At 67.7% G+C, this 24844-nt stretch carries 19 protein-coding genes; 7 read left to right on the plus strand and 12 right to left on the minus strand.

Annotation, left to right across the window (positions count from 1 at the left end):
* Positions 1-115 precede the first annotated feature (115 nt).
* The 9 genes from pbpC to prpB form a co-directional block, all read right to left on the minus strand.
* Complete coding sequence (gene pbpC / locus QP609_RS15675) at positions 116-2497, minus strand: penicillin-binding protein 1C (protein ID WP_111206446.1); 2382 nt, start codon at positions 2495-2497, stop codon at positions 116-118.
* 49 nt (positions 2498-2546) lie between these two features.
* Entirely contained in the window at positions 2547-7454 is a 4908-nt protein-coding gene (locus QP609_RS15680; RefSeq protein ID WP_197621466.1) for an alpha-2-macroglobulin, read from the minus strand.
* A 228-nt stretch (positions 7455-7682) separates the two neighbouring features.
* Positions 7683-9143, minus strand: a complete 1461-nt coding sequence (locus QP609_RS15685) for a bifunctional 2-methylcitrate dehydratase/aconitate hydratase (protein ID WP_014648039.1) — start codon at positions 9141-9143, stop codon at positions 7683-7685.
* 146 nt (positions 9144-9289) lie between these two features.
* Complete coding sequence (gene prpF, locus QP609_RS15690) at positions 9290-10468, minus strand: 2-methylaconitate cis-trans isomerase PrpF (protein WP_197621465.1); 1179 nt, start codon at positions 10466-10468, stop codon at positions 9290-9292.
* A gap of 23 nt (positions 10469-10491) precedes the next feature.
* Entirely contained in the window at positions 10492-10818 is a 327-nt protein-coding gene (locus QP609_RS15695; protein WP_197621464.1) for a type II toxin-antitoxin system RelE/ParE family toxin, read from the minus strand.
* The gene (locus tag QP609_RS15700; RefSeq protein WP_197621463.1) at positions 10805-11062 is read right to left on the minus strand and encodes a type II toxin-antitoxin system ParD family antitoxin; all 258 of its coding nucleotides are present in this window, start codon (positions 11060-11062) and stop codon (positions 10805-10807) included. The genes QP609_RS15695 and QP609_RS15700 overlap by 14 nt, the downstream gene beginning before the upstream one ends.
* A gap of 100 nt (positions 11063-11162) precedes the next feature.
* The gene (acnD, locus tag QP609_RS15705; RefSeq protein WP_197621462.1) at positions 11163-13781 is read right to left on the minus strand and encodes a Fe/S-dependent 2-methylisocitrate dehydratase AcnD; all 2619 of its coding nucleotides are present in this window, start codon (positions 13779-13781) and stop codon (positions 11163-11165) included.
* A 97-nt stretch (positions 13782-13878) separates the two neighbouring features.
* Positions 13879-15036: a 2-methylcitrate synthase gene (gene prpC / locus QP609_RS15710; protein WP_005418357.1), complete on the minus strand. Its 1158-nt coding sequence runs from the start codon at positions 15034-15036 to the stop codon at positions 13879-13881.
* A gap of 35 nt (positions 15037-15071) precedes the next feature.
* Entirely contained in the window at positions 15072-15965 is an 894-nt protein-coding gene (gene prpB / locus QP609_RS15715; protein WP_005418360.1) for a methylisocitrate lyase, read from the minus strand.
* A gap of 153 nt (positions 15966-16118) precedes the next feature.
* On the opposite strand from prpB, the gene prpR reads away from it, so the two are divergent.
* Complete coding sequence (gene prpR, locus QP609_RS15720; protein WP_289213808.1) at positions 16119-17702, plus strand: propionate catabolism operon regulatory protein PrpR; 1584 nt, start codon at positions 16119-16121, stop codon at positions 17700-17702.
* Positions 17703-17776: 74 nt separating this feature from the next.
* On the opposite strand, the gene QP609_RS15725 is transcribed toward prpR, so the two are convergent.
* On the minus strand, positions 17777-18229 hold the full coding sequence (locus QP609_RS15725; RefSeq protein ID WP_032957082.1) for a DoxX family protein: 453 nt from the start codon (positions 18227-18229) through the stop codon (positions 17777-17779).
* Positions 18230-18416: 187 nt separating this feature from the next.
* The gene (gene pdxH / locus QP609_RS15730; RefSeq protein ID WP_049401396.1) at positions 18417-19016 is read right to left on the minus strand and encodes a pyridoxamine 5'-phosphate oxidase; all 600 of its coding nucleotides are present in this window, start codon (positions 19014-19016) and stop codon (positions 18417-18419) included.
* A 40-nt stretch (positions 19017-19056) separates the two neighbouring features.
* Between pdxH and QP609_RS15735 the strand changes: the two genes are divergently transcribed.
* Positions 19057-19884, plus strand: a complete 828-nt coding sequence (locus QP609_RS15735) for a kinase (protein ID WP_046432003.1) — start codon at positions 19057-19059, stop codon at positions 19882-19884.
* An 8-nt stretch (positions 19885-19892) separates the two neighbouring features.
* Here QP609_RS15735 and QP609_RS15740 read toward each other — a convergent pair whose 3' ends face one another.
* Positions 19893-20096 (minus strand): dodecin family protein, encoded by a 204-nt coding sequence (locus QP609_RS15740; protein ID WP_005410663.1) that lies wholly within the window; start codon positions 20094-20096, stop codon positions 19893-19895.
* Between the two features lie 98 nt (positions 20097-20194).
* Here QP609_RS15740 and QP609_RS15745 point away from each other — a divergent pair, with 98 nt between their 5' ends.
* From QP609_RS15745 to mdtD, 5 genes are all read left to right on the plus strand, one after another.
* A complete protein-coding gene (locus tag QP609_RS15745; protein ID WP_014648049.1) occupies positions 20195-20737 on the plus strand; it encodes a shikimate kinase in 543 nt (180 codons plus the stop codon).
* Positions 20734-21846, plus strand: coding sequence for a 3-dehydroquinate synthase (gene aroB / locus QP609_RS15750; RefSeq protein ID WP_053495220.1), 1113 nt, complete (start codon positions 20734-20736; stop codon positions 21844-21846). Before QP609_RS15745 ends, aroB begins: the two co-directional genes overlap by 4 nt.
* Positions 21847-21897: 51 nt before the next feature.
* Positions 21898-22137: a WGR domain-containing protein gene (locus tag QP609_RS15755; protein ID WP_014648051.1), complete on the plus strand. Its 240-nt coding sequence runs from the start codon at positions 21898-21900 to the stop codon at positions 22135-22137.
* A gap of 25 nt (positions 22138-22162) precedes the next feature.
* Positions 22163-23245 (plus strand): uroporphyrinogen decarboxylase, encoded by a 1083-nt coding sequence (gene hemE, locus QP609_RS15760; RefSeq protein WP_053495221.1) that lies wholly within the window; start codon positions 22163-22165, stop codon positions 23243-23245.
* Positions 23246-23337: 92 nt separating this feature from the next.
* Positions 23338-24747 carry a multidrug transporter subunit MdtD gene (gene mdtD / locus QP609_RS15765; protein ID WP_014648053.1) on the plus strand — a complete coding sequence of 470 codons (1410 nt, stop codon included), beginning with the start codon at positions 23338-23340 and terminating at the stop codon, positions 24745-24747.
* Positions 24748-24844: the final 97 nt, after the last annotated feature.

Genomic DNA, 24844 nt, shown 5'->3' on the forward strand with positions numbered 1-24844 from the left:
GCCCCGCAAACGCCTTGGTAGATGCCCACCTTGGTGGGCGCATTTATCGCGTGCCAACCAAGGTTGGCACCTACCAGAGCATGGATGCGTCGGGTAGACGGGCCATTCCCAGCACCTATCGCAGGACGTTGAACCGCACCTGCGTCCACGCGCCGTCGGCTGCCAGCGCGGTCAGGGTGTGTGCGCCCGGATCGGCGAACTCGCGCTGCATCAGCTGCGCGCCGTGGGTCTGTGCAATCCAGCGTCCATCCAGCAGCCAGTCCACCGCCTGCTCGCTGCCCAGCGCGCGCAGCTGCAGGCGCACGCCGTGCTCGGAATTCGGCGCGCGCGCCAGCGTGGCGCCGTCATTGAGCCCGTCCACGTGCAGCGCGACGCTGGCCTCACGCCCGTCGTCGCGGCAGTCCGGCGACAGCGCCGGCAGCTGCGAAGCCTCGCGCGTGGCCTTCGGCAGCCACGGCGACAACAACGCCGGCCAACGCGCGATCTCCCGCGCGACTTCCTGATGCGGCAAACGGCAATCAGCGGATACACGCAGACCGGTCCGCGCGTCGGCCAGGTAACGCTGCCGCCCCGGCTGCCAGCGCCGCGCCTCGCGCTCGGGGAAGGTCGGCGGTGCCGCACCGTCCAGCAGATAGGCCGACATCCGCCGCTGGCACAGCGCCGCTGGCAGGCCCTCGGCACGTTCGCCGGTGGGCCAGCAGACGTCCTCCTGGCTGACACTGGCCGGCATCGGTGCAGCAGCTGAATCACCGCGCTGGCGCGGCAGGCTGTCCACCACCTCGAACATCAGCGGCAGCGCGGTCACCGCGCCGTACTGGCCCGGTAGCGGTGTGCCGTCCGGCCGACCCACCCACACGCCCACGGTGTAGTGGCGGGTGCTGCCGATCGCCCACGCATCGCGGTACCCGTAACTGGTGCCGGTCTTCCACGCCACGCGCGGGCGGCCACCGACATCGAACGTCCCGACGCTATACCCCGGCCGCGGATTCGATTCCAGCATCTCGCGCACGATCCAGCTGGCGCCCGGCGAGGCCAGGCGACGCTCGATCATCGGTTCGTCATCGGTGTAGCGCACGCGCCCGGCGATGCCGTTGCGGTTGAGCGCTGCGAACGCACCGACCAGATCTTCCAGCCGCGCACCGGTGCCGCCCAGGATCAGCGACAGATTGGGTGTACTGCCCGGCGGGAAGCGCAGCTGGATGCCGGAGTGCGACAGGCGTGCGGCGAAGCGCGCCGGACCGACCCGCTGCAGCAGGTCCACCGAGGGCACGTTGAGTGACAGCCGCAGCGCGCTGGAGGCACCAATCGGCCCATTGAAAGCCATGTCGAAGTTGCCGGGGCGGTAGCTGCCGAAACTCTGCGGCGCATCGACCAGCAGGCTTTCCGAATGGATCAGGCCATCGTCCAGCGCCATGGCATACAGGAACGGTTTGAGCGTGGAGCCCGGCGACCGCCAGGCCTGCACCATGTCCACGTGGCCCAGCCGCTGCCGGTCACCGAACGCCAGCGTGCCGACATAGGCACGCGCCTGCAGGGTCTGGTTGTCGACTACCAGCAGGGCGGCCGAGGTGCGTTCCGGCAGCGTCGAGAAATAGCTGGCCACGCGTTCTTCCAGCGTGCGCTGCAGGCCGATGTCGATGCTGCTCTGGATGCGTGCCTGGCCCGGATGCGCCGAGTGCAGGCGCTGCGCCAGCAGCGCGGCGTGCAGCGGCGGGCGCAGCGAGCGCGCCACCACGTTCTCGATGCGCGCGTCTTCCACTTCGTCCGCCGTCCACACGCCCAGCTCGTTCATGCGGGACAGCACCTTGTCGCGCGCCTTCTGCGCCGCTTCCGGATGACGGTCCGGGCGCAGCCGGCTCGGCGCCTGCGGCAGCACCGCCAGCAACGCGGCCTCGGCATGCGACAGCTGCGCCGCCGGCTTGCCCAGGTAGGCCCAGCTGGCCGCTTCCACCCCCTCGATGGTGCCGCCATAGGGCGCGCGCTCCAGATACAGGGCCAGGATCTGCTGCTTGCTCAGGTGCACTTCCAGCTGCACCGCGCGCAGCATCTGCTTGAGCTTGCCCCACGGCGTGCGCGTATGCGGATCGAGGATGCGGGCGACCTGCATGGTCAGGGTCGAGCCACCGGAAACGATGCGGCCGCCACGCAGCAGCTGGCCGCTGGCACGCAGGATCGCCAGCGGGTTGATGCCCGGATGCCGCCAGAACCAGCGGTCTTCGTAGGTCAGCAACGCCTGCAGGTACAGCGGCGAGACGCTGTTGATCGAAGCCGGGTAGCGCCACACACCCTCGGCGTCGGCGAATGCACGCAGCGGCGTGCCGTCGGCAGCCACCACCAGGGTGCTGGTATCACGCTGCTTCGGCAGCGGTGGCGGGAAGGCGAAATCCAGCACCAGCAGCAGCGCCAGCGTGGCGGCCGTGCCCCAGCGCAGCCAGGGCCACAGCGGCTGCAGCCGGCGGCGCAGGGCCGCCAGCCGGATCGACATCGTGTTGTTCATTGCAGGTTGCCGGCAGGACGGGCCGCGCCGTCGCAGCCCGTCCGCGCGGTCACGGCTGTACCACCGTGATCGTGGTCGGGTTGCTGCGGCCGACGCCGCGCAGCTGCGGCCGGTACATGTCCTCCACCAGCGGCGGCGGCACCGAGTAGGTTCCCGGCGTCACCGCGCGCACCAGGTAGAACACGTTGGCCTTGCTGCCACGCGAGAGCTTCAGCGCGGCCACGTAGCGGTCATCGCGGAACTCCTCGTGCTTGGTGTCGGCGGCCTCACCACGGTCGCTGATGGTGATGCCATCGACCACCACGTCGGCCCACTGCTTGGCATCGCCCAGGTTGAAGTTCTCGATCTCCAGGCCCGCCGGCAGCAGGTCGGTCAGCAGTGCATCGGGCATCGTGGTGTCAGCGGTGACGGTGACGCGCACGATCAGTGCTTCGCCTTCCTTCAGCGGGCGCGGCGACCACGGCTTGCCATCGGTGCCGTAGTAACTGCGCTCGACGCCCAGCACGCTGTTGTCCGGTGCCGGTGCGCTGCGCGGGATGCCGGCCACATCAATGCTGGCGAACATCGGCGGCTGCCCCTGCGGGGTGAAGCGCACGCCGCTGGCCAGCTCACTGGCGCTGAAGTTGCGGCCGAACAGCTTGCGCTCGCCGATGGCTTCGGTGTTGCCACCGATCACCAGCTCACCGGCCACCAGCGCCTTCTGGTTGGCGGCCAGCGCCTTGCCGAGACGTGCAATCGCCACCTGTTCCTGCGTGCTCAGCCACATCCAGCCGGCGTTGCGGCGCGCATCCAGGCCACGGCCGAGATCGACCGCACGCGCATCCCAGGCCGGCTTGGCCAGCTTGTTCTCGTGGGTCAGCGCGATCATCAGCGCGTCATCACGGATCGCACTGCCGTAGTCGCCGAAGTACGACGGGCGCTCGCTGCTGGACTTGGCGAAGGCCGCCGCCAGCGCGGCCTGGCCACGCTTGGCATCACCCTGCAGCGACAGCGCCACGCCCAGGTGGACCAGCGACAGGCCACCGACCGCCTTGCTGCGCTCGTTGTCGTACAGCGTGCGCAGGGTACCCAGCGGCGCACGGTTGACCCGGGCCAGCACGTAACCCGAATACGCCTGGTTGGCGAACTTCAGCTTCTCGCGATCCTCCTGGCCATAGAACTGATTGCCGCCGGACAGCAGATCCTCGCTGAGCCGGTTGAGCGCCTTCTGCAGCACGTTGTCGGGCACGGCGAAGCCGGCGTCCTTGGCATCAAGCAGGAACTCGGTGATGTACGGGGTCAGCCACGGGTTCACGTAGCCGTCGTCACCCCACATCGAGAAGTTGCCATTGGCCACCTGCATCGACGCCAGGCGACCAAACGCACCTTCCATGCGCTCTCTACGGGTCTTGGCATCCAAGCCGTCGGCACCGAGCATCGACGACGTCGCCTGGTCCAGGATCAGCGCGGCGTAACCCTTGCTGGTGGTCTGCTCGGCACAGCCATACGGGTAGTTCAGCGCGCCCTGCAGTGCACTGGCGAACGGGATCGGCGGCAGCGGGCTGACCAGCAGGCGGGCATTCACCGACTCTGCCATCAGGCCATCGGTCAGGCTGTTGTCGAGGCTGACCGCGGCCAGCGGATCGAGTGTGCGCACCTGCGAACGCAGCACCTGCGGCCACGCCGCACGCACCGGCAGGTCGTAGCGGCGATCAGCCTTGAAGCCGTTGCCGTCCACCCGCACCCGCACCTTGGCCACGCTGTGGCCCTCGCGAGCCGACAACGGGAAGCTCAACGTGGTCTTGGCATCGGCATTCAACTGCACGCTGCGGCTGCCCTCACCCAGGTTCAGCGGACCCTCGCTTTCCACCTTGACGTTGAACTGCCCCGGCTTGCCGGTGAAGTTCTGCACGTCCAGGGTCACGGTGCTGCGGTCGCCCGGGGCCAGCACGCGCGGCATGCTGGCTTCGGCCAGGATCGGCGCGCGCACGATGGTTTCCACGTCACGCTTGCCGTACTGGTCATCGCTGTAGACCAGCGCCGACACGCGCAGGGTGCCGTTGAAGTCCGGCACCTTCAGGCGGATGCGGGCATTGCCCTTGGCATCGAGCTGCACCGGGCCGGAGAACAGGTCCACGGTCTGCACGCGCGCGGTCGGGCGCTTGGCCTGCGGCAGTGCCTGCAGCGCCATGTCGCCGCCGAACTTCAGCTTGCCGCTGCCACCATCGAAGCTCTCGATCACCCGGCTGTAGATGTCATAGGCATCGATACCGAGGCGACGCTGGGCGAAGAAGTGCGCGCCGGCGTCGGGCACCGGGAAACGGGTGATGTTGAGGATGCCAACGTCCACCGCCGAGACGGTCACGTGCGCGGCCCTGCCGGCCAGCTGCGGTGCGCTGACCGTTACCGGCAGGTCCTGTTCCGGCCGCATCTGCTTGGGCGCGACCAGGCCGACGGCCACGGTTCGGCCCTTGCGGTCCATCGGCACATGCACCACGCCCACGGCACGGGCCGGGGTGATCTTGCTCGGCGCACTGCCGCCGCGGAACACCAGCGCGGTGATGTAGACGTCGTGACGTTCCCAGTCGGCGGTGACGGGGATCTTGAAGGTCGAGCCCGGCTTGGCCTCGATGTCCTGCACATACAGCATGCGGTCGGTCTCGACCATCAGGATGCCCTTGCCGGCGTGCGGCGGGGTCACCGTCACTTCCAGGGTGTCACCGGCCTTGTAGCCGGTCTTGTCCAGGCCCAGCTTGACCTTGTCCGGGCGTGCATCCAGGCCACGGTTGTCATCGCCCCAGCTCCAGCCCGCACGGAACGGGTAGCGGCTGGTCAGTCCGGTGGACGGATCGAACACGTCCACCCGGTACTCGCCCCACTCCACCGGGAAATCGAAGGCAACCGCACTGCTACCGGAATCGACGGTGCGGGTTTCCTTGTTCTCGAAACGGCGGGTGAAATCGTAATCCCAGCGGTTGTCGTTGAAGGTCCAGTGGTAGTCGCGCAGTTCCCGCACCAGGGTGATCTTCAGGCCCTTGGCTGGCTGCGGTGTGCCGGCGGCATCCACGCGCATCAGTTCGAAGCGTGCGTTGCCGTTGGAATCAGCACCATCGTCGGGGTTGAACAGCGGCCGCACGCCGACCAGCGCGTTGGCCGGCCACATCACCCGCTTCAGGGTACGGGTGACCGTGCGGCCACCGGTTTCATACAGGCTGCCGGACAACACCACGGCGATCGGTGCCTTGGCCTTGGCCGCCTCTTCCGGCAACGCCACATCCTCACGCAGCTGGCCATTGGCCGGCAGCGTGGTATCGATCACGTCCTTGGCCTCGCGCGGCAGCTGCAGGGTCGGGTCACCGAAGAAATAGCCCGGCAGGCCCTCCACCGGCTTCTGCTCGGCAGCCACCGCCATGCGCGCAGTGAAGCGGTTGCCATCGGCCGGCGCGCCGTACAGATAGGCGCCGTTGGCCTGCAGGCGCAGGTCCTCGCCCGGCTTCAGCGTCTTCTGCGCGCTGTCCAGCTCCAGCTTCATGCGCTCGGGCAGGAACTCCTCGATGCGCAGGGTCATGCCCTGGATCGCTTCCTTGCTGGCCGGGTCGGTGCGGAACTCGACCTGCCAGCGCCCGGTCGGCGCCTCGGCGGGGATCACCTGCTCGAAGTTGATGTAGCCCTGGTCGCCCGGCTGCAGGCGGGTCTCGCGGAAGGTCTTGCCGTCGGGCTGCTTCAGGCGCAGGAACACCGGTTGTGCCTTGACCGGCTTGCCGTCGTTGTCGCGCAGCAGCGCGGACAGGCGCACGGTCTCGCCCGGGCGGTACAGGTCGCGGCCGGACCAGGCGTAGACGTCGAACCAGGCGTTGTCACGACCGGCCACGGCGAACTCACTCAGGTCCAGCGCCGGCTGGTTGAACGGCAGGAAGCTGGTGTCCTTGCCACTGCTGGCGACCAGCACGTGGGTGGCATCCAGGGTGTAGTTCAGCAGCGCATTGCCGTTGCCGTCGGTGCTGCCCTTCAGCACCACCTCACCCTTGGCGTCGAGCACGCGCAGGTCGATGCCCTTCAGCGGCGCACCGTCCTTGAGGCCGGCGGTGTGCACGAACAGCTTGTCCTTGTAGGCACGGGTATGCAGGCCGATGTCGCTGACCGAGAAGAACGCGGTATCGAACTCGCCCTCGTAGTCACCGGTGCGCTTGAGCAGGGCGAAGTACAGGCCCGGCTCCTGCAGTTCCTTGATGTCCTGGGTCGGCAGGTAGGTCAGCACCCGCTCGTTCTGTTTGCCACCCAGGATGAAGCGGTTGACGTAGACCGGCTCGGCCAGCTTGTTGATCGGGCTGCGCTCGTAGTCGCTGCTGAGCTCCCAGCTGCCACGGCGGCCGCCGCGCTGGTACTGGCTGAAGAAGGTCGGCAGGTCCTTCTCGCGCACGCGCAGGAACTCGACGTCGACCTCCGGCACGTTCACCGAGACCACCGGCAGGCCGCGGCTGTCCTTGGCCGGCAGCACGCTGCCCTGCGAGGCGAAACCGACCACGGGCTTCAGCTCGCCGCTGAACACCTTCTGCTTCAGTTCCTTGCCCAGCCGGCTGCCGTCGGCGGCCAGCAGGTCCGGCGAGACCACCAGGCTGAACTCCTTGCCGGCCTCGACGAACGGGTAACGCAGGGTCAGGCCGTCATCGGACAGGGTCCAGCTGCTGTCCTCGGTGCCGACCTTCTCTTCGAAGCGAACCAGTTTGTCGAAATCCTGGGTGCCGACCAGCGGGCGCGAGAACTCCAGCGCCAGCGACAGGCCGTCATTCTTCTGGTCCGGGTAGGCACGCAGCAGGGTGAATTCCTTCACCTGCTCGGCCTTGGTGGTGATGGCTTCACCACTGGCCTTGGGCAGCTGCCCGCTGTCATTGCGGCAGCCGGCCAGCCCCAGCAACAGGCCTCCTGCCAGTACGGCCGCCGCCCACCCCCACCGCTTCCGCCGTGCCGGACCGCTCATGTCGTCACTCCTTGATCGAGGCGGCCATTATAGGCAGGCCACGTCAAGGTGTTGACGCAAATCCGGCAATTGCCCCAGGCGCGGGTAGTGCCGGCCGCTGGCCGGCAGTCTCGGTAGCCGCCAACCTTGGTTGGCATTGGCCGTGCCAACCAGGGTTGGCACCTACCCAAGCGGGTCGAGCCACGTGCCCGGCAAGCAGGCGCGGTGTCAGATCCGGTGAAGCGTCCCCTACCCCGGCAGGTACAGGTCCACGTAGTCGGTCACCGGCATCGCCGCCAGCGCCACCGGATCCAGCGATGCGGCCAGGATGCGCTGCTGCTGGGTGGTCGGGAAGCGATGGGCCAGGTGCCGGCGGAACTTGTCCATCAGCAACGGGATGCCCTCCTCGCGTCGGCGCGCGTGGCCCAGCGGGTATTCCACCAGTACCTCGGGCAGCTCAGTGCCGTCGCTGAAGCGCACGCTCAGGCCGTTGGCGATGCTGCGCTTGTCCGGGTCCAGGTAGTCGGCGCTGAGCTGCGGATCCTCATGACAGGCCATCTTCGCGCGCAGTGCGTCGATGCGCGGGTCGGCGGCAACGTCGTCCTCGTAGTCCTGGGCCACCAGCCGCCCATGCAGCAGCGCGATGGCGACCATGTACTGCACGCAGTGGTCGCGGTCGGCCGGGTTGTGCAGCGGCCCCTGCTTGTCGATGATGCGGATGCAGGCTTCCTGGGTGCGGATGGCGATGTGCGCGATGTCCTCGACCCGACGCCCCATCGCACGCAGCTGCTGATGCAGCGTGATCGCCGCCTCCACCGCGGTCTGGCCATGGAACTCGGCCGGGTAGCTGATCTTGAACAGCACGTTTTCCATCACGTAGCTGCCCAGCGGTCGCTCCAGCGTCAGCGCCTTGCCCTGCATCGATACCGCTTCAAAACCCCAGGTCGGCGCGCTCAACACACTGGGATAGCCCATCTCGCCACTGGCCGCCATCAGCGCCAGGCGCACGCCACGGCTGGTCGCATCGCCGGCCGCCCAGCTCTTGCGCGAGCCGGTGTTGGGCGCGTGCCGGTAGGTGCGCAGCGCCTGGCCATCGACCCAAGCCAGCGACAGTGCATTGAGCATGCGTTCGCGATCCAAGCCGAGCAGCTGCGCAACCACCGCGGTGGTGGCCACCTTGACCAGCACCACGTGGTCCAGCCCGACCCGGTTGAAGGAATTCTGCAGGGCCAGCACGCCCTGGATCTCGTGTGCCTTGATCATCGCCAGCAGCACGTCATGCAGGGTCGGCGCTGGGCGATGCAGGGCCTGCGCGTTGCGCCCCAGCCAATCGCAGACAGACAGGATGCCGCCCAGATTGTCCGACGGGTGGCCCCATTCGGCGGCCAGCCAGGTGTCGTTGAAATCCAGCCAGCGCACCATCGCGCCCAGGTTGAAGGCGGCCTGCACCGGGTCCAGCACGTAGTGCGTACCCGGCACGCGCGCCCCGTTGACCACGCTGATACCCGGCACCAGCGGACCGAGCAGCTTGCTGCAGGCCGGGAAGGACAGCGCTTCCAGCCCGCAGCCCAGCGTGTCGAGCAGGCAGTAGTGCGCGGTCTGGAAGGCCAGGGGGGAGTCGATGCGCGCGTCGCGTACGTAATCGACGATGTCCACCAGCAGCGCATCCCACGCTGCACGCTCGTTGGATGGGGTGTGGCTGTCAGACATCGTCGATCTCCTCTTCAGAGCTCAGGCCGCGCCTCCCGGTAGTCGCCAACCTTGGTTGGCGCTGGACGTTGCCCGGGCGGTGCCAATGCCATGCCAACCAAGGTTGGCATCTACCGAAGCATGTGATGCCAGCGCCGACCGGCTGGTTATTCGGCCGGCACCCGCACCTTGCCTTCCATCAATACGCGGGCGCTGCGGCTCATGATGGCCTTGGTCACTGTCCACTGGCCGTCAACGAGGCCGGCCTGCGCGCCCACGCGCAGCGTGCCGGAAGGGTGGCCGAAGGTCACCGCTTCGCGTTCACCACCACCGGCCGCGCGATTGACCAGCGTGCCCGGAATCGCCGCCGCAGTGCCGATCGCCACGGCGGCGGTGCCCATCATCGCGTGGTGCAGCTTGCCCATCGACAACGCCCGCGCGTGCAGGTCGATGGCCGAGGCCGGAATGGCCTTGCCGCTGGAGGACACGTAGTCCTGTGCCGGCGCCACGAAGGCCACCTTCGGCGTGTGCTGGCGGGTGGCCGCATCTTCCAGGTTCCTGATCAGACCCATGCGCAAGGCGCCGTAGGCGCGGATCTTCTCGAAGCGCTCCAGCGCCCCCTTGTCCTCGTTGATCGCCGGTTGCAGCTCGATACCGGTGTAGCCCAGGTCGGCGGCGTTGAGAAAGATCGTCGGGATGCCGGCGGTAATCATGGTCACCTCGAAGCTGCCCACGCCGGGGACATCCAAGGTGTCGACCAGGTTGCCGGTCGGGAACATCGCGCCCACATCGCCGTCATCGGACGGATCGATGAACTCCAGCTGGATCTCGGCGGCCGGGAAGGTCACGCCATCCAGCTCGAAATCGCCGATCTCCTGCACTTCGCCATCGCGCATCGGCACGTGGGCGATGATGGTCTTGCCGATGTTGGCCTGCCAGATGCGCACGGTGCACAGGCCATCGCGCGGCACCCGGGCCGGATCGATCAGCCCATTGGCGATCGCGAACGGACCCACTGCCGTACTGAGGTTGCCGCAGTTGCCGCTCCAATCGACGAAGGCGGTGTCGATCGAGACCTGGCCGTACAGGTAGTCCACATCGTGGTCCGGCACCGAGGCGGTGGAGATGATCACGCACTTGCTGGTGCTGGAGGTGGCACCGCCCATGCCGTCGGTCTGCTTGCCATACGGATCGGGCGAGCCGATCACGCGCATCAGCAGCGCATCGCGCGCGGCGCCCGGCACCTGAGCGGCTTCGGGCAGGTCCTGCAGGCGGAAGAACACGCCCTTGCTGGTGCCGCCGCGCATGTAGGTGGCGGGAATACGGAGTTGCGGGAGGAAGGTCATCGTCGAATCCACGCGTTTGAATTTCAGGAAATGTCTTGCATCAGTGCGTCAAGACCACGATCAACGCACCACACACGCATGATGTCCACGCGGTCCGGTAGATCGAGGTAATAGACGAGGTAGCGTTCGAAGCCCGGAACCAGCATGGACCGCAACGGCACCGGCAGCTGTGCTGCGAGGTCGGCGTGCCGGGTGGAACCCGAGCCTGGAAACACGGCGATGCGTTGAAGCGTGGTCTCCAACTCGGCGAGAAAGCGCCGACCCAGTACCAGCCCACCCTGCCGTGCAGACCACAGCGCGGCATCGGCTGCGTCGGCTTCGGCCCTTGGCCGCCATTCAATCGCCTTCACGCTCCAACCTTTCGGTCAGTTCGCGACGCATGCGCTCGAATGTGTCGGCCGTCACCGCAACGCCTGGACCAGAAGCCTGCCCCTCGGCTATCAACTGCTTGAGCAGCTCTTCGGCCTTGCTGCGCTGGCGCTGGCGGATCAGGTCACGCACGTAGTCCGACGTACTGGAGTAGCCGCCTTCACGCACTTCCTCGTCCACGAACTGCTTGAGCGGGTCGGTCAGCGAAATGTTCATGGTGGCCATGAAACTCTCCTTTGGCAGTTTTTGCCAAGTTAGTCTGCGCCCCGCCCTGGTGTCGGACAAGCCCGCCCCCGGCCTCCGGGGGCAGGCATTCAGGCCGGTATCACGCCACCTTGGCCCCTTCCAGGAAATCCTGGGCGAAGCGCTGCAGCACGCCACCGGCTTCGTAGATCGCCACTTCCTCGTCGCTGTCCAGGCGGCAGGTCACTGGCACGATCACATCCTGGCCGTCGCGGCGGTGGATGACCAGGGTCAGGTCGGCGCGCGGGGTGCGCTCGCCGATCACGTCGAAGGTCTCGGTACCGTCGATGCCCAGGGTCAGGCGGGTGGTGCCCGGCTTGAACTCCAGCGGCAGCACGCCCATGCCGATCAGGTTGGTGCGGTGGATGCGTTCGAAGCCTTCGGCCACGATCGCTTCCACACCGGCCAGGCGCACGCCCTTGGCGGCCCAGTCACGCGAGCTGCCCTGGCCATAGTCGGCACCGGCGATGATGATCAGCGGCTGCTTGCGGTCCATGTAGGTCTCGATCGCTTCCCACATGCGCATCACCTTGCCTTCCGGCTCCACGCGCGCCAGCGAACCCTGCTTCACGCTGCCATCGTCGTTGCGCACCATTTCATTGAACAGCTTCGGGTTGGCGAAGGTGGCGCGCTGTGCGGTCAGGTGGTCACCGCGGTGGGTGGCGTAGGAATTGAAGTCCTCTTCCGGCAGGCCCATCTTCGCCAGGTATTCGCCGGCGGCACTGGACGCCAGGATCGCGTTGGACGGCGACAGGTGGTCGGTGGTGATGTTGTCCGGCAGCACCGCCAGCGCACGCATGCCCGACAGTGTGCGCTCACCGGCCAGTGCGCCCTCCCAGTACGGCGGACGGCGGATGTAGGTGCTCTGCGGGCGCCAGTCGTACAGCGGGCTGACCGCCGCGCCATGCTCCACGCGCACGTTGAACATCGGGTTGTAGACGCGGCGGAACTGCTCGGGCTTCACCGAGGCCTTCACCACCGCGTCGATCTCGGCATCGCTCGGCCAGATGTCCTTCAGGCGCACCTCGTTGCCCTCGGCATCGACGCCCAGCACGTCCTTCTCGATGTCGAAGCGCACGGTGCCGGCGATGGCATAGGCGATCACCAGCGGCGGCGACGCCAGGAAGGCCTGCTTCGCATACGGGTGGATGCGGCCATCGAAGTTGCGGTTGCCCGACAGCACGGCCGTGGCGTACAGGTCGCGATCGATGATCTCCTGCTGGATGGCCGGATCCAGCGCGCCGCTCATGCCGTTGCAGGTGGTGCAGGCGAAGGCGACGATGCCGAAGCCGAGCTTTTCCAGGTCCGGCAGCAGGCCGGATTCTTCCAGGTACAGCTGCACCGCCTTCGAGCCCGGCGCCAGCGACGACTTTACCCACGGCTTGCGCAGCAGGCCACGTTCGTTGGCCTTGCGCGCCAGCAGTGCGGCAGCGATCACGTTGCGCGGGTTGGAGGTGTTGGTGCAGCTGGTGATGGCGGCGATGATCACCGCGCCGTCGGGCATCAGGCCCTGCGCCTGCTCGGCCCTGCCCGCTGCCAGCTTGGCTTTGTCGGCGATGCCGCGCTCGGCCAGCTCGGCAGTGGCCACGCGCTTGTGCGGGTTGGACGGGCCAGCCATGTTGCGCACCACGCTGGACAAGTCGAAGCGCAGCACGCGCTCGTACTGCGCGGTGGCCAGGTCATCGGCCCACAGGCCGGTGGTGCGCGCATAGTTCTCCACCAGCGCCACCTGCGATTCCTCGCGGCCGGTCAGGCGCAGGTAATCGATGGTCTGCCCGTCGATATAGAACATCGCGGCGGTGGCGCCGTATTCGGGGCACATGTTGGAGATGGTGGCGCGGTCACCGATGGTCAGTGCCGACGCCCCCTCGCCGAAGAATTCAAGATACGCACCCACCACGCGTTCCTTGCGCAGGAACTCGGTCAGTGCCAGCACCACGTCGGTGGCGGTGATGCCCGGCTGCGGCCTGCCGGTCAGCTCGACGCCGATGATATCCGGCAGGCGCATCCACGACGCGCGGCCCAGCATCACGTTCTCCGCTTCCAGGCCGCCAACACCAATCGCGATCACGCCCAGCGCGTCGACGTGCGGGGTGTGGCTGTCGGTGCCCACGCAGGTATCCGGGAAGGCTACGCCGTCCTGCACGTAGATCACCGGCGACATCTTCTCCAGGTTGATCTGGTGCATGATGCCGTTGCCCGGCGGAATCACGTCCACGTTCTGGAACGCCTGCTTGGTCCAGTCGATGAAGTGGAAACGGTCTTCGTTGCGGCGATCCTCGATGGCGCGGTTCTTCTCGAACGCCTGCGGATCGTAGCCACCGCATTCCACCGCCAGCGAGTGATCGACGATCAACTGCACCGGCACCACCGGATTGACCTTGGCCGGGTCGCCGCCCTTGTCGGCGATCGCATCACGCAGGCCGGCCAGGTCCACCAGCGCGGTCTGGCCGAGGATGTCGTGGCACACCACGCGTGCCGGGAACCACGGGAAGTCGAGGTCGCGACGGCGCTCGATCAGCTGCTTCAGCGAATCGCCGAGCGTGGTCGGATCGCAGCGGCGCACCAGGTTCTCGGCCAGCACGCGCGAGGTGTACGGCAGGGTGGCATAGGCGCCGGGCTGGATCGCATCGACAGCGGCGCGCGCGTCGAAATAGTCCAGCGCGCTGCCGGGGAGGTTCTTGCGGTAATCGGTATTCATGGGCTGGCGGAGTGCTTGGGGCGGGCCGGATGCCGGCGGTGCGGCGGCGAAAGCACCCGGCCGGCATGCGGCCGGCCGGATGGGTACAGCAGGGGGATCAGACGCGCTTGTCGATGGCAACGAAGTCGCGGTCTTCCGGACCGATGTAATTGGCGCTCGGGCGGATGATCTTGCCGTCGATGCGCTGCTCGATGATGTGCGCGCTCCAGCCGGCGGTGCGCGCGATCACGAAAAGCGGGGTGAACATCGCGGTCGGCACGCCCATCATGTGGTAGCTGACCGCACTGAACCAGTCCAGGTTCGGGAACATCTTCTTGATGTCCCACATCACCGATTCCAGGCGCTCGGCGATGTCGTACATCTTCATGCTCGACTGTTCCTCGGACAGCTCGCGGGCCACGTCCTTGATCACCTTGTTGCGCGGATCGGAGACGGTATAGACCGGGTGGCCGAAACCGATCACCACTTCCTTGCGCTCGACGCGCGCCTTGATGTCCTCCTCGGCTTCATCCGGATTGTCATAGCGCTTCTGCACTTCGAACGCCACTTCGTTGGCGCCGCCATGCTTCGGGCCACGCAGCGCACCGATGCCACCGCAGATCGCGCTGTACATGTCGCTGCCGGTACCGGCGATGACACGGCAGGTGAAGGTCGAGGCGTTGAACTCGTGCTCGGCGTACAGAATCAGCGAGGTGTGCATCGCCTTCACCCACGAATCCTGCGGCTTTTCGCCATGCAGCAGGTGCAGGAAGTGGCCGCCGATCGAATCATCGTCGGTTTCCACATCGATGGCGCGGCCGTTGTGGCTCCAGTGGTACCAGTACAGCAGCATCGAACCGAGGCAGGCCATCAGCTTGTCGGCGATGTCGCGCGCGCCCGGGTGGTTGTGGTCGTCCTTCTCCGGTGCCACGCAGCCGAGCACGGACACGCCGGTGCGCATCACGTCCATCGGGTGCGCCGACGGCGGCAGCTCTTCCAGCGCGGCCTTCACCGCGGCGGGGATCCCACGCAGCGACTTCAGCTTGGCCTTGTACGAAACCAGCTCGGCGCGGGTCGGCAGCTTGCCGTGCACCAGCAGGTAGGCGATTTCCTCGAACTCGCTGGTGTTGGCCAGGTCCAGGATGTCATAGCCGCGGTAGTGCAGGTCGTTGCCGCTGCGGCCCACGCTGCACAGCGCGGTGTTGCCGGCCGCGGTGCCGGACAGGGCGACGGACTTCTTCGGCTTGAAGGTCGGGGTTGCGGTCGTATCGTTCATGTTTCCCTCCGAAACTTGATGGTGCAGGGTACTGCTTATTTCTTGGCGGCGAACAGCGCATCGAGCTGCTGCTCGAAGGCGTGATAGCCGATGCGGTCGTAGAGTTCCTCGCGGGTCTGCATGGTTTCCACCACGTTGCGCTGGTGGCCATCGCGGCGCACCGCCTGGTAGACGTTCTCGGCGGCCTTGTTGGCGGCACGGAACGCCGACAGCGGGAACAGCTGGATGGCGACGCCGGCCGAGGCCAGTTCATCGCGGCTGAACAGCGGGGTGGCGCCGAATTCGGTGATGTTGGCCAGCACCGGCACCTTCACCGCGTCGACGAAGCGGCGGTAGGTATCCAGATCGTAGGCGGCCTCGGCGAAGATGCCGTCGGCACCGGCCTCGACACAGGCGATGGCGCGCTCGATCGCCTTGTCCACGCCGTCCACCTGGATGGCATCGGTGCGCGCGATCAGGAAGAAGTCCGGATCGGTCTTGGCATCGGCAGCGGCCTTCACACGGTCGACCATTTCACCCTGCGAGACGATCTCCTTGCCCGGACGATGGCCGCAACGCTTGGCACCGACCTGATCCTCGATGTGGCAGGCGGCCGCGCCGGCCTTGATCAGCGACTTCACGGTGCGCGCGATATTGAACGCGCTCGGGCCGAAGCCGGTGTCGATGTCGACCATCAAGGGCAGGTCGCAGACATCGGTGATGCGGCGCACGTCCACCAGCACGTCTTCCAGGGTGTTGATGCCCAGGTCCGGCAGGCCCAGCGAGCCTGCGGCAACGCCGCCGCCAGACAGGTAAATGGCACGGAAGCCGGCGCGCTTGGCCAGCAGGGCGTGGTTGGCGTTGATCGCACCGATCACCTGCAGCGGCGATTCGGCAGCCAGCGCCTCACGGAAGCGGGCACCGGCGGAGAAAGGGGCAGAAGCGGTCATGCGACGATCCAGGTTGAAGTACGGATAAGGAAGCGCAAGCACCATGCCAAGCTGCAAGCGGTTGATTTCACGGGAATGACCGGCATGCAGCAGTGGAACATATGAAACATTGAAACGGATGTATCATGAAACATCCTCCCCGAACCGGCTGCCATGTATCTGCCCCGCTCCCCGCTTCGCCATGCCGATGCCGACCCGGGCCGTCCGGTGATCTGGACGGTCAGCGTCTCGCGGCTGACCGGCCTGCTCGGCGACGTGATCCCCGAGTTCGACCGCCGCGCGCGTATCGAACAGATCAACCTCGGCTTCGAGGAAGCGGTGGAGGTGATCGGCCAACGCCTGCGCCGCGAGCACTGCGACGTGGTCATCGCTGGCGGCTCCAACGCGGCCTGGCTGCGCGGCCGGCTGGAGCTGCCGCTGGTGCCGATCCAGGCCAACGGCTTCGACCTGATGGAAGCGCTGGCCCGGGCACGGCGTATCGCCAGCCGCATCGGCCTGGTCACCCACGCCAGCGACGTACCGGTGTTCAGCAACTTCCAGCAGAGTTTCGGCCTGAATATCGAGCATCGCCGTTTCGTCACCCGCGAGGATGCGCGCGACTGCATCGCCGACCTGCGCGCCAACGGCATCGAGGTGATCGTCGGCACCGGCATGGCCATCGACCATGCCGAGCAGGCCGGCCTGCCCGGGGTGCTGCTGTATTCGGCCGACTCGGTGCGGCAGGCGTTCGAACATGCGCTGGAACTGACCCAGACCCTGGCACGTTCCGGCAGCAACCGCGCTGCACCGCGCCGGCGCCCGGCAGCGCGTGCCGATGCGCATGAACTGCTCGGCGACAGCGACGCGATGGCGCAGGTGCGCGCGCAGATCGCGCTGTATGCCCCACATGACAGCACCGTGCTGGTCAGCGGCGAAACCGGCACCGGCAAGGAACTGGTGGCGCGCCAGCTGCACGCCGCCAGCGGGCGCCGTGGCCGCTTCGTCGCGCTGAACTGTGGCGCGATCAGCGAATCGCTGCTGGAAGCGGAGCTGTTCGGCTACAGCGATGGCGCCTTCACCGGCGCACGGCGTGGCGGCCGCGTTGGCCTGGTGGAAGCTGCAGATGGCGGCACCCTGTTCCTGGACGAAATCGGCGAACTGCCGCTGCCGCTGCAGACCCGCCTGCTGCGGGTGCTGGAGGAACGTGAAGTGCTGCGCGTGGGTGCCACCGAACCGACGCCGGTGGACCTGCGCGTGGTCGCCGCCACCCTGCAATCGCTGGAGCAGCGCGCGGCGGCCGGCAGCTTCCGCCGCGACCTGTATTACCGCCTGGCCGCGCTGCGGATTGCCCTGCCCTCGCTGCGCGCCCGACGCGGTGACATCCCGTTGCTGGCGCAGCATTTCTTCCGCCAGCTGCGTGGCATCGACGCGCCATTGGATGAGGCGGCGCTGGCGGTGCTGTGCGCGGCCGAGTGGCCGGGAAACGTGCGCGAGCTGCGCAATCTGGTCGATCGCCTGCGCATCCACTGGCAGCCCGGTGAAGGGCTGATCGATACGGCGCGGCTGCTGCAGCTGGCACCCGAGCTGGTGCATGAAGGTGTCGCGGCGTTGCCGCTGGAAAGCAACGGCAGGCGCCCACCGCGGGCCAAGCTGGAAGCACTGTTGCGGGAACACCGGCATGATCGCGAGGGCATGGCGCTGGCGCTGGGCGTGTCACGCACCACGCTGTGGCGCTGGCTGCGCGCGGAGGACCTGTAAAGCCGAGCCCATGCCCGGCTGATGTTCCCGCGTAAGCAGCCGAGCATGGGCTCGGCTCTACAGGGTGCCTGTCGTCAGCGCGCTTCGATGGCGAACCGTCCACTACCCACTGCGGCAATCCACAGCAGCAGTACGCCCAGCGGCACTTCGCTCAGGTAGAAGAACCAGCTCAGCCAATCCAGCACGCCAAGCCCTGCCGGAATGCGCGCGATGCCATCGGTCAGCGCAGCCACTACGCAGATCGCCGCCAGCAGCAGGGCCGAGGGGCGGCTCAAAAGGCCCAGCACCAGCAGACCACCCGCAATCCACTCGATCGCACCGAGTACCGGCGCACTGAACACCGGGAATGGGATACCGGCATCGACCAGCGTATGCACCATGCGCTCGCGCCCGGCGTCGGTGAACACCTTGTTCCAGCCGGACACGCAGAACATCACACCGGCGACGATGCGGGCGAGCAGCAACAACAACGCTTCCACGCCGCGGCGTGGTGGCGGCACGGCAAACAGGCAACGCCAGGAGGGCACGGCAACTCCGCAGATCGAGGGCATCGCAGCGAGTGTGCCCGTCGCCGACCTGCTCGTGCATGAAGCGGACCAGTCCGTTCGCGACAAACGCAGGTTGCTGTAGAGCCGAGCCCATGCTCGGCTGCTCCTGCGAGAACATCAGCCGAGCCTGGGCTCGGCTCTACAGCAGCCCCAGCACCACCCCGCCTTACGGGTACAGCAGGCGCTTGCTCCAGCGCCCTTCGGCGCCGGCTTCATAGCACCAGCGCTCGTGCAGGCGGAACTGCGCGCCATACCAGAACTCGATGCGGTCAGGCACCACGCGCAGGCCGCTCCAGCCCTCCGGGCGCGGCACGTCCTTGCCCTCGAAGCGGGCTTCGACCTCGGCCACGCGCGCATCGAATTCCTCGCGCGTGGCCAGCGTCTTCGACTGCTGCGAAGCCCACGCGCCGATCTGGCTCATCCGCGGGCGGCTGGCGAAATAGGCATCGGCTTCCGCATCGGCGACCTGCTCGACACGGCCTTCGATGCGCACCTGGATGCCGGCCTCGCGCAGGCTGCGCCACAGGAACAGCAGCGCGGCCTGAGGATTGGCCTGCAGCTCCTGGCCCTTGTGGCTGTCCAGGTGGGTGTAGAACACAAAGCCGCGCTCATCGAACGCCTTCAGCAGCACGGTGCGCGCCGAGGGACGACCCTGCGTATCGGCGGTGGCCACGGTCATCGCGTTCGGCTCGACCTCGCGGCTCTGTTTGGCCTCGTCGAACAGGCCGGCAAACGTGGACAGGGCTTCGGCGTACAGGTCGCTCATGATTGCGTTCTTCTCACACGGATTGGGCTATTGTGGCTGCATGGCCGCTGCTGCGTATATGCCCCAGGTGAAAGGATTCCCCGAAACATTGGCCGAACAGGCGCTGGATGATGCGCTGGGCAGCGGCGCAGCGGTTCCAGTATTGGCGATCAGCGGCCTGCAGGGGAGCGGCAAATCGACGCTGGCGGCGCAGGTGGTGGCCCGTGCCCAGGCACGCGGCCTGAACGCAGCCACGCTGTCGATCGATGATGTCTACCTGACCCGCGCACAGCGCCAACGGCTGGCCCGCCAGGTGCACCCACTGCTGATCACCCGCGGCCCGCCCGGCACCCACGACCTGCCGCTGGCCCATGCGGTATTGAACGCCGTGGCCGCACGCCAGCCCTTCGCAATGCCGCGCTTCGACAAGCTGGCCGACGAGCGCCTGCCCGAAGCACACTGGCCGCAGCTGCAGCAACCGCTGGACCTGCTGGTATTCGAAGGCTGGTTCCTGGGCACGCCCGCGCAGGATGACGACGCGCTGGACAGCCCGTTGAACGCACTGGAACGCGAAGCCGACGCCGATGGCCGCTGGCGGCGCTGGTGCAACCAGGCGCTGGCCCGTGACTACCCGGCGTTGTGGCAGCGCTGCGACCGCCTGTGGTTCCTGCAGCCGCCGGATTTCTCGGTGGTACCACGCTGGCGCTGGCAGCAGGAGCAGAACCTGCAGGCCGCGCAGCCGGGCCGGCACGGCATGAGCCGGCCACAGCTGGAGCGCTTCGTGCAGTACTACGAGCGGGTCAGCCGGCAGGCATTGAGCGCCCTGCCCGCCCTGGCCGACCACGTGGTGGTGCTGGACGGCCAGCGACAGGTGCAGGACGTGCGCTGAACGCGCCCCTATTCCACCAGGAAAGTCACCCGCAGGTTGACCCGCCATTCGGTGATCTCGCCGCTGCCATTGGTGACTACCTTGGTCTCGTTCACCCAGGCGCCCTGGATGCCCTTGACCGTCTCGGAGACCTTCTTCAGCCCGCTGCGCACGGCGTCTTCCACGCTTTTCGGCGAGGACGCAGTGATTTCGATGACCTTGGCGACCGTCATGGCCTGTACTCCGTCTGGCGCGGGAGACCCCGCAGGAACGCCCACCCTGACGTGAAGAACGTAAAGGCCAGGGCACGGAGGTGTTAGCATCAGAAGGCATGAATCCTGCTCCGAACCTGATCCTGATCGGCCCGATGGGCGCCGGCAAAACCTGCATCGGCCGCCGCCTGGCCGAGCGTTTCACGCTGGACTTCGTCGATGTCGACCAGGCCATCGTCGATGCCGCCGGCGCCAGCATTCCGACCATCTTCGAGCACTCCGGCGAAGCCGGCTTCCGCAGCCATGAACGCCAGGCGCTTGCGCGGGTACTGGAAGGCCGTGGCCAGCTGGTCTCCACCGGTGGCGGCGCCGTGCTGGATCCGGACAATCGTGCACTGATCGCCCGGCGCGGCTTCGTGGTCTATCTGCGGGTCAGCGTGGCCGAACAGCTCGAGCGCCTGGCCCGCGACAAGGGCCGGCCGCTGCTGCAGCGCCCGGACCGCGAGCAGGTGCTGCACGATCTGGCCGCACACCGCGACCCGCTGTACCGCGAACTGGCCGACCTCACCCTCGACACCGACCCGTATACCGCTGCCGATGCGACCGCCCAACTGGTGGTCAAGCTGGCCACGCAATGGCAGCGCCAGGACCTGACCGCATGACCTCCCCCGCCCTGCTGCAGGTCGCCGTTGGCGGCGACCGCCCCTACTCCATCACCATCGGCGCCGGTGCCCAGGCCGATGGCACCGCGCTGGCCTCGCACGTGCGCGGCCGTCATGTGCTGCTGCTCAGCGACAGTGAAGTCGCCCCGCGCTATCTGGCGCCGGTGAAGCAGACGCTGCTTGCCGCTCGCCCCGACCTGGTCATCGGCGAGCACGTGCTGGCCGCGGGCGAAGCCTCCAAGACGCTGGCCGAGTTCGGCCGCGCGATCGAAGCGCTGGCCGCGCTCGGCGCCACCCGCGACGCCTGCGTCTTCGCCCTCGGCGGCGGCGTGGTCGGTGATCTCGCCGGTTTCGCTGCCGCCTGCTGGATGCGCGGCGTGGACTGCGTGCAGCTGCCGACCACCCTGCTGGCAATGGTCGATTCGTCGGTGGGCGGCAAGACCGCAGTCGACATTCCGGCCGGCAAGAACCTGGTCGGTGCCTTCCATCCGCCGCGTGCGGTCATCGCCGATACCCGCGTGCTGGCCACCCTGCCGCCACGCGAGCTGCGTGCCGGCCTGGCCGAAGTGGTGAAGTACGGCGCGCTGGGTGATGCCGTGTTCTTCGAGTGGCTGCAGCAGCATGCCGATGCGCTGCTGGCCGGCGAGGATGCGGTGCTGGCCGAGGCCATCGCGCGCAGCTGCCGGCACAAGGCCGCCATCGTCGAGCGCGACCCGTTCGAAAAGGGCGAGCGTGCCCTGCTCAACCTCGGCCACACCTTCGGCCACGCCATCGAGACCGAACAGGGCTATTCGGCCCCGGGCCGCGATGCGCTGAACCACGGCGAGGCGGTGGCGGTGGGCATGGTGCTGGCGGCGAAGCTGTCCACCGACCTGGGCCTGGCCGACGATGCCGACCGCGCGCGCCTGCAGGCCCTGCTGGAACGCCTCGGCCTGCCGGTGGCGATCCCGGGCGGGCTGGAGCCGCAGGCCCTGCTCGGCCGCATGCGCCTGGACAAGAAGAACGTGGCCGGCCGCCTGCGCCTGGTGTTGTGGCGCGGGATGGGCCGTGCCGAAGTGGTGCCGGACGTGGATGAGGCGGCGGTGCTGAAGGTGCTGTCGGTCCGGTAGTGCCGGCCGCGTTGCGGCCGGGGTCACCCTGGCCCCGCTACAATCGGCGCCATGCACGTCTACCTGCAACATCCCGATGCCGGCGCGCAGGCACCGCGCTTCCTGCGCCTGAGCCTGCTGCCGGACCTGTTCGGCGGCTGGGAGCTGCTGCGCGAGAGCGGCCGTGTCGGCAGCCGCTCGCAGCTGCGGCGCGAGCTGTTCCTGCAGGCCGACGACGCCCGCCACGCCTTCGAGAAGGCCCGTGATGCCGAACTGCATCGCGGCTTCCAGATCCTTTCGCACGGCGACTGACGCCGCTGCTCCTCCCGTCCAAGGAATGCCCATCGTGACCAGCCCTCTCCGCAACGATCGCCTGCTGCGCGCCCTGCGCCGCGAACCGGTGGACTGCACCCCCGTCTGGCTGATGCGCCAGGCCGGCCGCTACCTGCCGGAATACCGCGCGACCCGGGCCAAGGCCGGCAGCTTCCTGGCCATGGCCAAGACCCCGGAGATTGCCTGCGAAGTCACCCTGCAGCCGCTGCGCCGCTTCCCGCTGGATGCGGCCATCCTGTTCTCGGACATCCTCACCATTCCCGATGCGATGGGCCTGGAGCTGTACTTCGTCGAAGGCGAAGGCCCGAAGTTCCGGCACCCGGTGCGTGACGAAGCCGCCATCGCCCGGCTGGCGGTGCCGGACATGGAACAGGACCTGGGCTACGTGATGGATGCGGTACGGCTGATCCGCCGCGAGCTGGACGGCCAAGTACCGCTGATCGGCTTCTCCGGCAGCCCGTGGACACTGGCCTGCTACATGGTGGAAGGCGGTGGCAGCAAGGACTTTGCGCGCATCAAGGCCATGGCACTGAACCATCCGCAGGCCCTGCACCGCCTGCTGGAGGTCACCACCGACGCCGTGATCGCCTACCTCGGCGCGCAGCGCGCCGCCGGTGCGCAGGCGCTGCAGGTGTTCGACACCTGGGGTGGCGTGCTGTCGCCGTCGATGTACCGCGAGTTCTCGCTGCGCTACCTGCAGCGCATTGCCGAGGGGCTGGAGCGCGGCGAAGGCAGCGAGCGCACGCCGCTGATCCTGTTCGGCAAGGGCACCGGCCTGCACCTGGAAGCGCTGTCGCAGACCGGCGCCGATGCACTCGGCCTGGACTGGACGCTGGACCTGGACGAGGCGATGCGCCGCACCCGTGGCCGCGTCGCGCTGCAGGGCAACCTCGACCCGACCACGCTGTACGCCTCGCCGGATGCGATCGCCGCGGCCGCCGCGCGCGTGCTCGACACCTATGCCGCCGGCAACGGCGGCTCGCGCGAGGGCCATGTGTTCAACCTCGGCCATGGCATGTCGCCGGACATGGACCCGGCGCATGTACAGGTGCTGGTCGACGCAGTGCACGCGCACAGCCAACGCTGAGCATTCCGCAGGCAGGTACGGCGCGACCTTGATCGCGCCGTGACCCGCAGTGCGCGATCATGGCGGCCCCCACGCTGCACCGGCCGCACCCCATGTCCACATCGCCATCGACCTACAACCGCCAGCGTCCCCTGCTGTGGCTGGTGTCCCTGGCGATCTTCATGCAGATGCTGGACTCGACCATCGTCAACACGGCGTTGCCGGCGATGGCGGCCAGCCTGGGCGAGAGCCCGCTGCAGATGCAGTCGGTGGTGTTCAGCTATGCGCTGGCGGTGGCCACCTTCATTCCCGCCTCGGGCTGGATCGCCGACCGCTATGGCACCCGGCGCACCTTCCTGGTGGCGATCATCCTGTTCACCCTCGGCTCGCTGGCCTGCGCGCTGGCCCAGCACCTGCACCAGCTGGTCGGTGCGCGCGTGCTGCAGGGCATCGGCGGTGCGATGCTGCTGCCGGTCGGCCGGCTGGCGGTGATGCGCTCGGTGCCCCGCGAGGATTTCCTGCGCGCGATGAGCTTCATCGCCATCCCCGCGCTGGTCGGCCCGCTGATCGGCCCCACGCTGGGCGGCTGGCTGGTCGAGATCGCCTCATGGCACTGGGTGTTCCTGATCAACCTGCCGATCGGCGTGATCGGTTTCATCGCCGCGATGAAGATCATGCCCGACCATTACGCCAGCCACCGCACCCGCTTCGACCTGCGCGGCTACGTCATGCTGGCCTTCGCGATGGTGGTGCTGTCGCTGGCACTGGACGGCATCTCCGGCCTGGGTACGCCACACGCACTGGTGATGCTGATGACCGTGGCTGGCCTGGCCGCGCTGGTGGGCTACTGGCTGCACGCCGCCAACTCGACCGCACCGTTGTTCTCGCTGGCCCTGTTCCGCGTGCCCAGCTACCGCATCGGCATTCTCGGCAACCTGTTCTCGCGCATCGGCAGCAGCGCGATGCCGATGCTGATCCCGCTGCTGCTGCAGGTCGGCCTCGGCCTGGGCCCGATGCATGCCGGCCTGATGATGGTGCCGGTAGCGGCCGCCGGCATGGTCTCCAAGCAGCTGGCGGTGAGGCTGGTCGAGCGCTTCGGTTACCGCCGCGTGCTGATGGTCAACACCGTGCTGGTCGGCCTGGCGATGGCCAGCTTCATCCTGATGACACCCGGCCAGCACCTGGCCTGGCGCCTGCTGCAGCTGGCGTTCTTCGGCGCGGTCAATTCGCTGCAGTTCACCGTGATGAACACCGTGACCCTGCGCGATCTGGACCGTGAGTTCGCCAGTTCCGGCAACAGCCTGCTGTCGATGGTGATGATGCTGGCCGCCGGCTTTGGTGCTGCTGCGGCCGGCAGCCTGCTGGCCGCGTTCGGCAACCACCTGGACAGCAACAGCGCCACCGCCGCGCTGCATGCCACGTTCCTGTGCGTGGGCGCGATCACGCTGACCTCGACGATGATCTTCTGGCAGCTGCCCGACACCAAGCCCGAACCGCGGCAGGTCGAGCACGTCGCGGAGTGAAGGGGGTTCGGCAGGGCCTGCGGCCCTGCACCTGCGGTAGTGCCGGCCGCTGGCCGGCAACAGCAACAGCGAGCATTCCGTGAGTTGGCGGGGCGGT

Source organism: Stenotrophomonas sp. 8(2023) (assembly GCF_030345295.1).
Classification (GTDB): domain Bacteria; phylum Pseudomonadota; class Gammaproteobacteria; order Xanthomonadales; family Xanthomonadaceae; genus Stenotrophomonas; species Stenotrophomonas muris.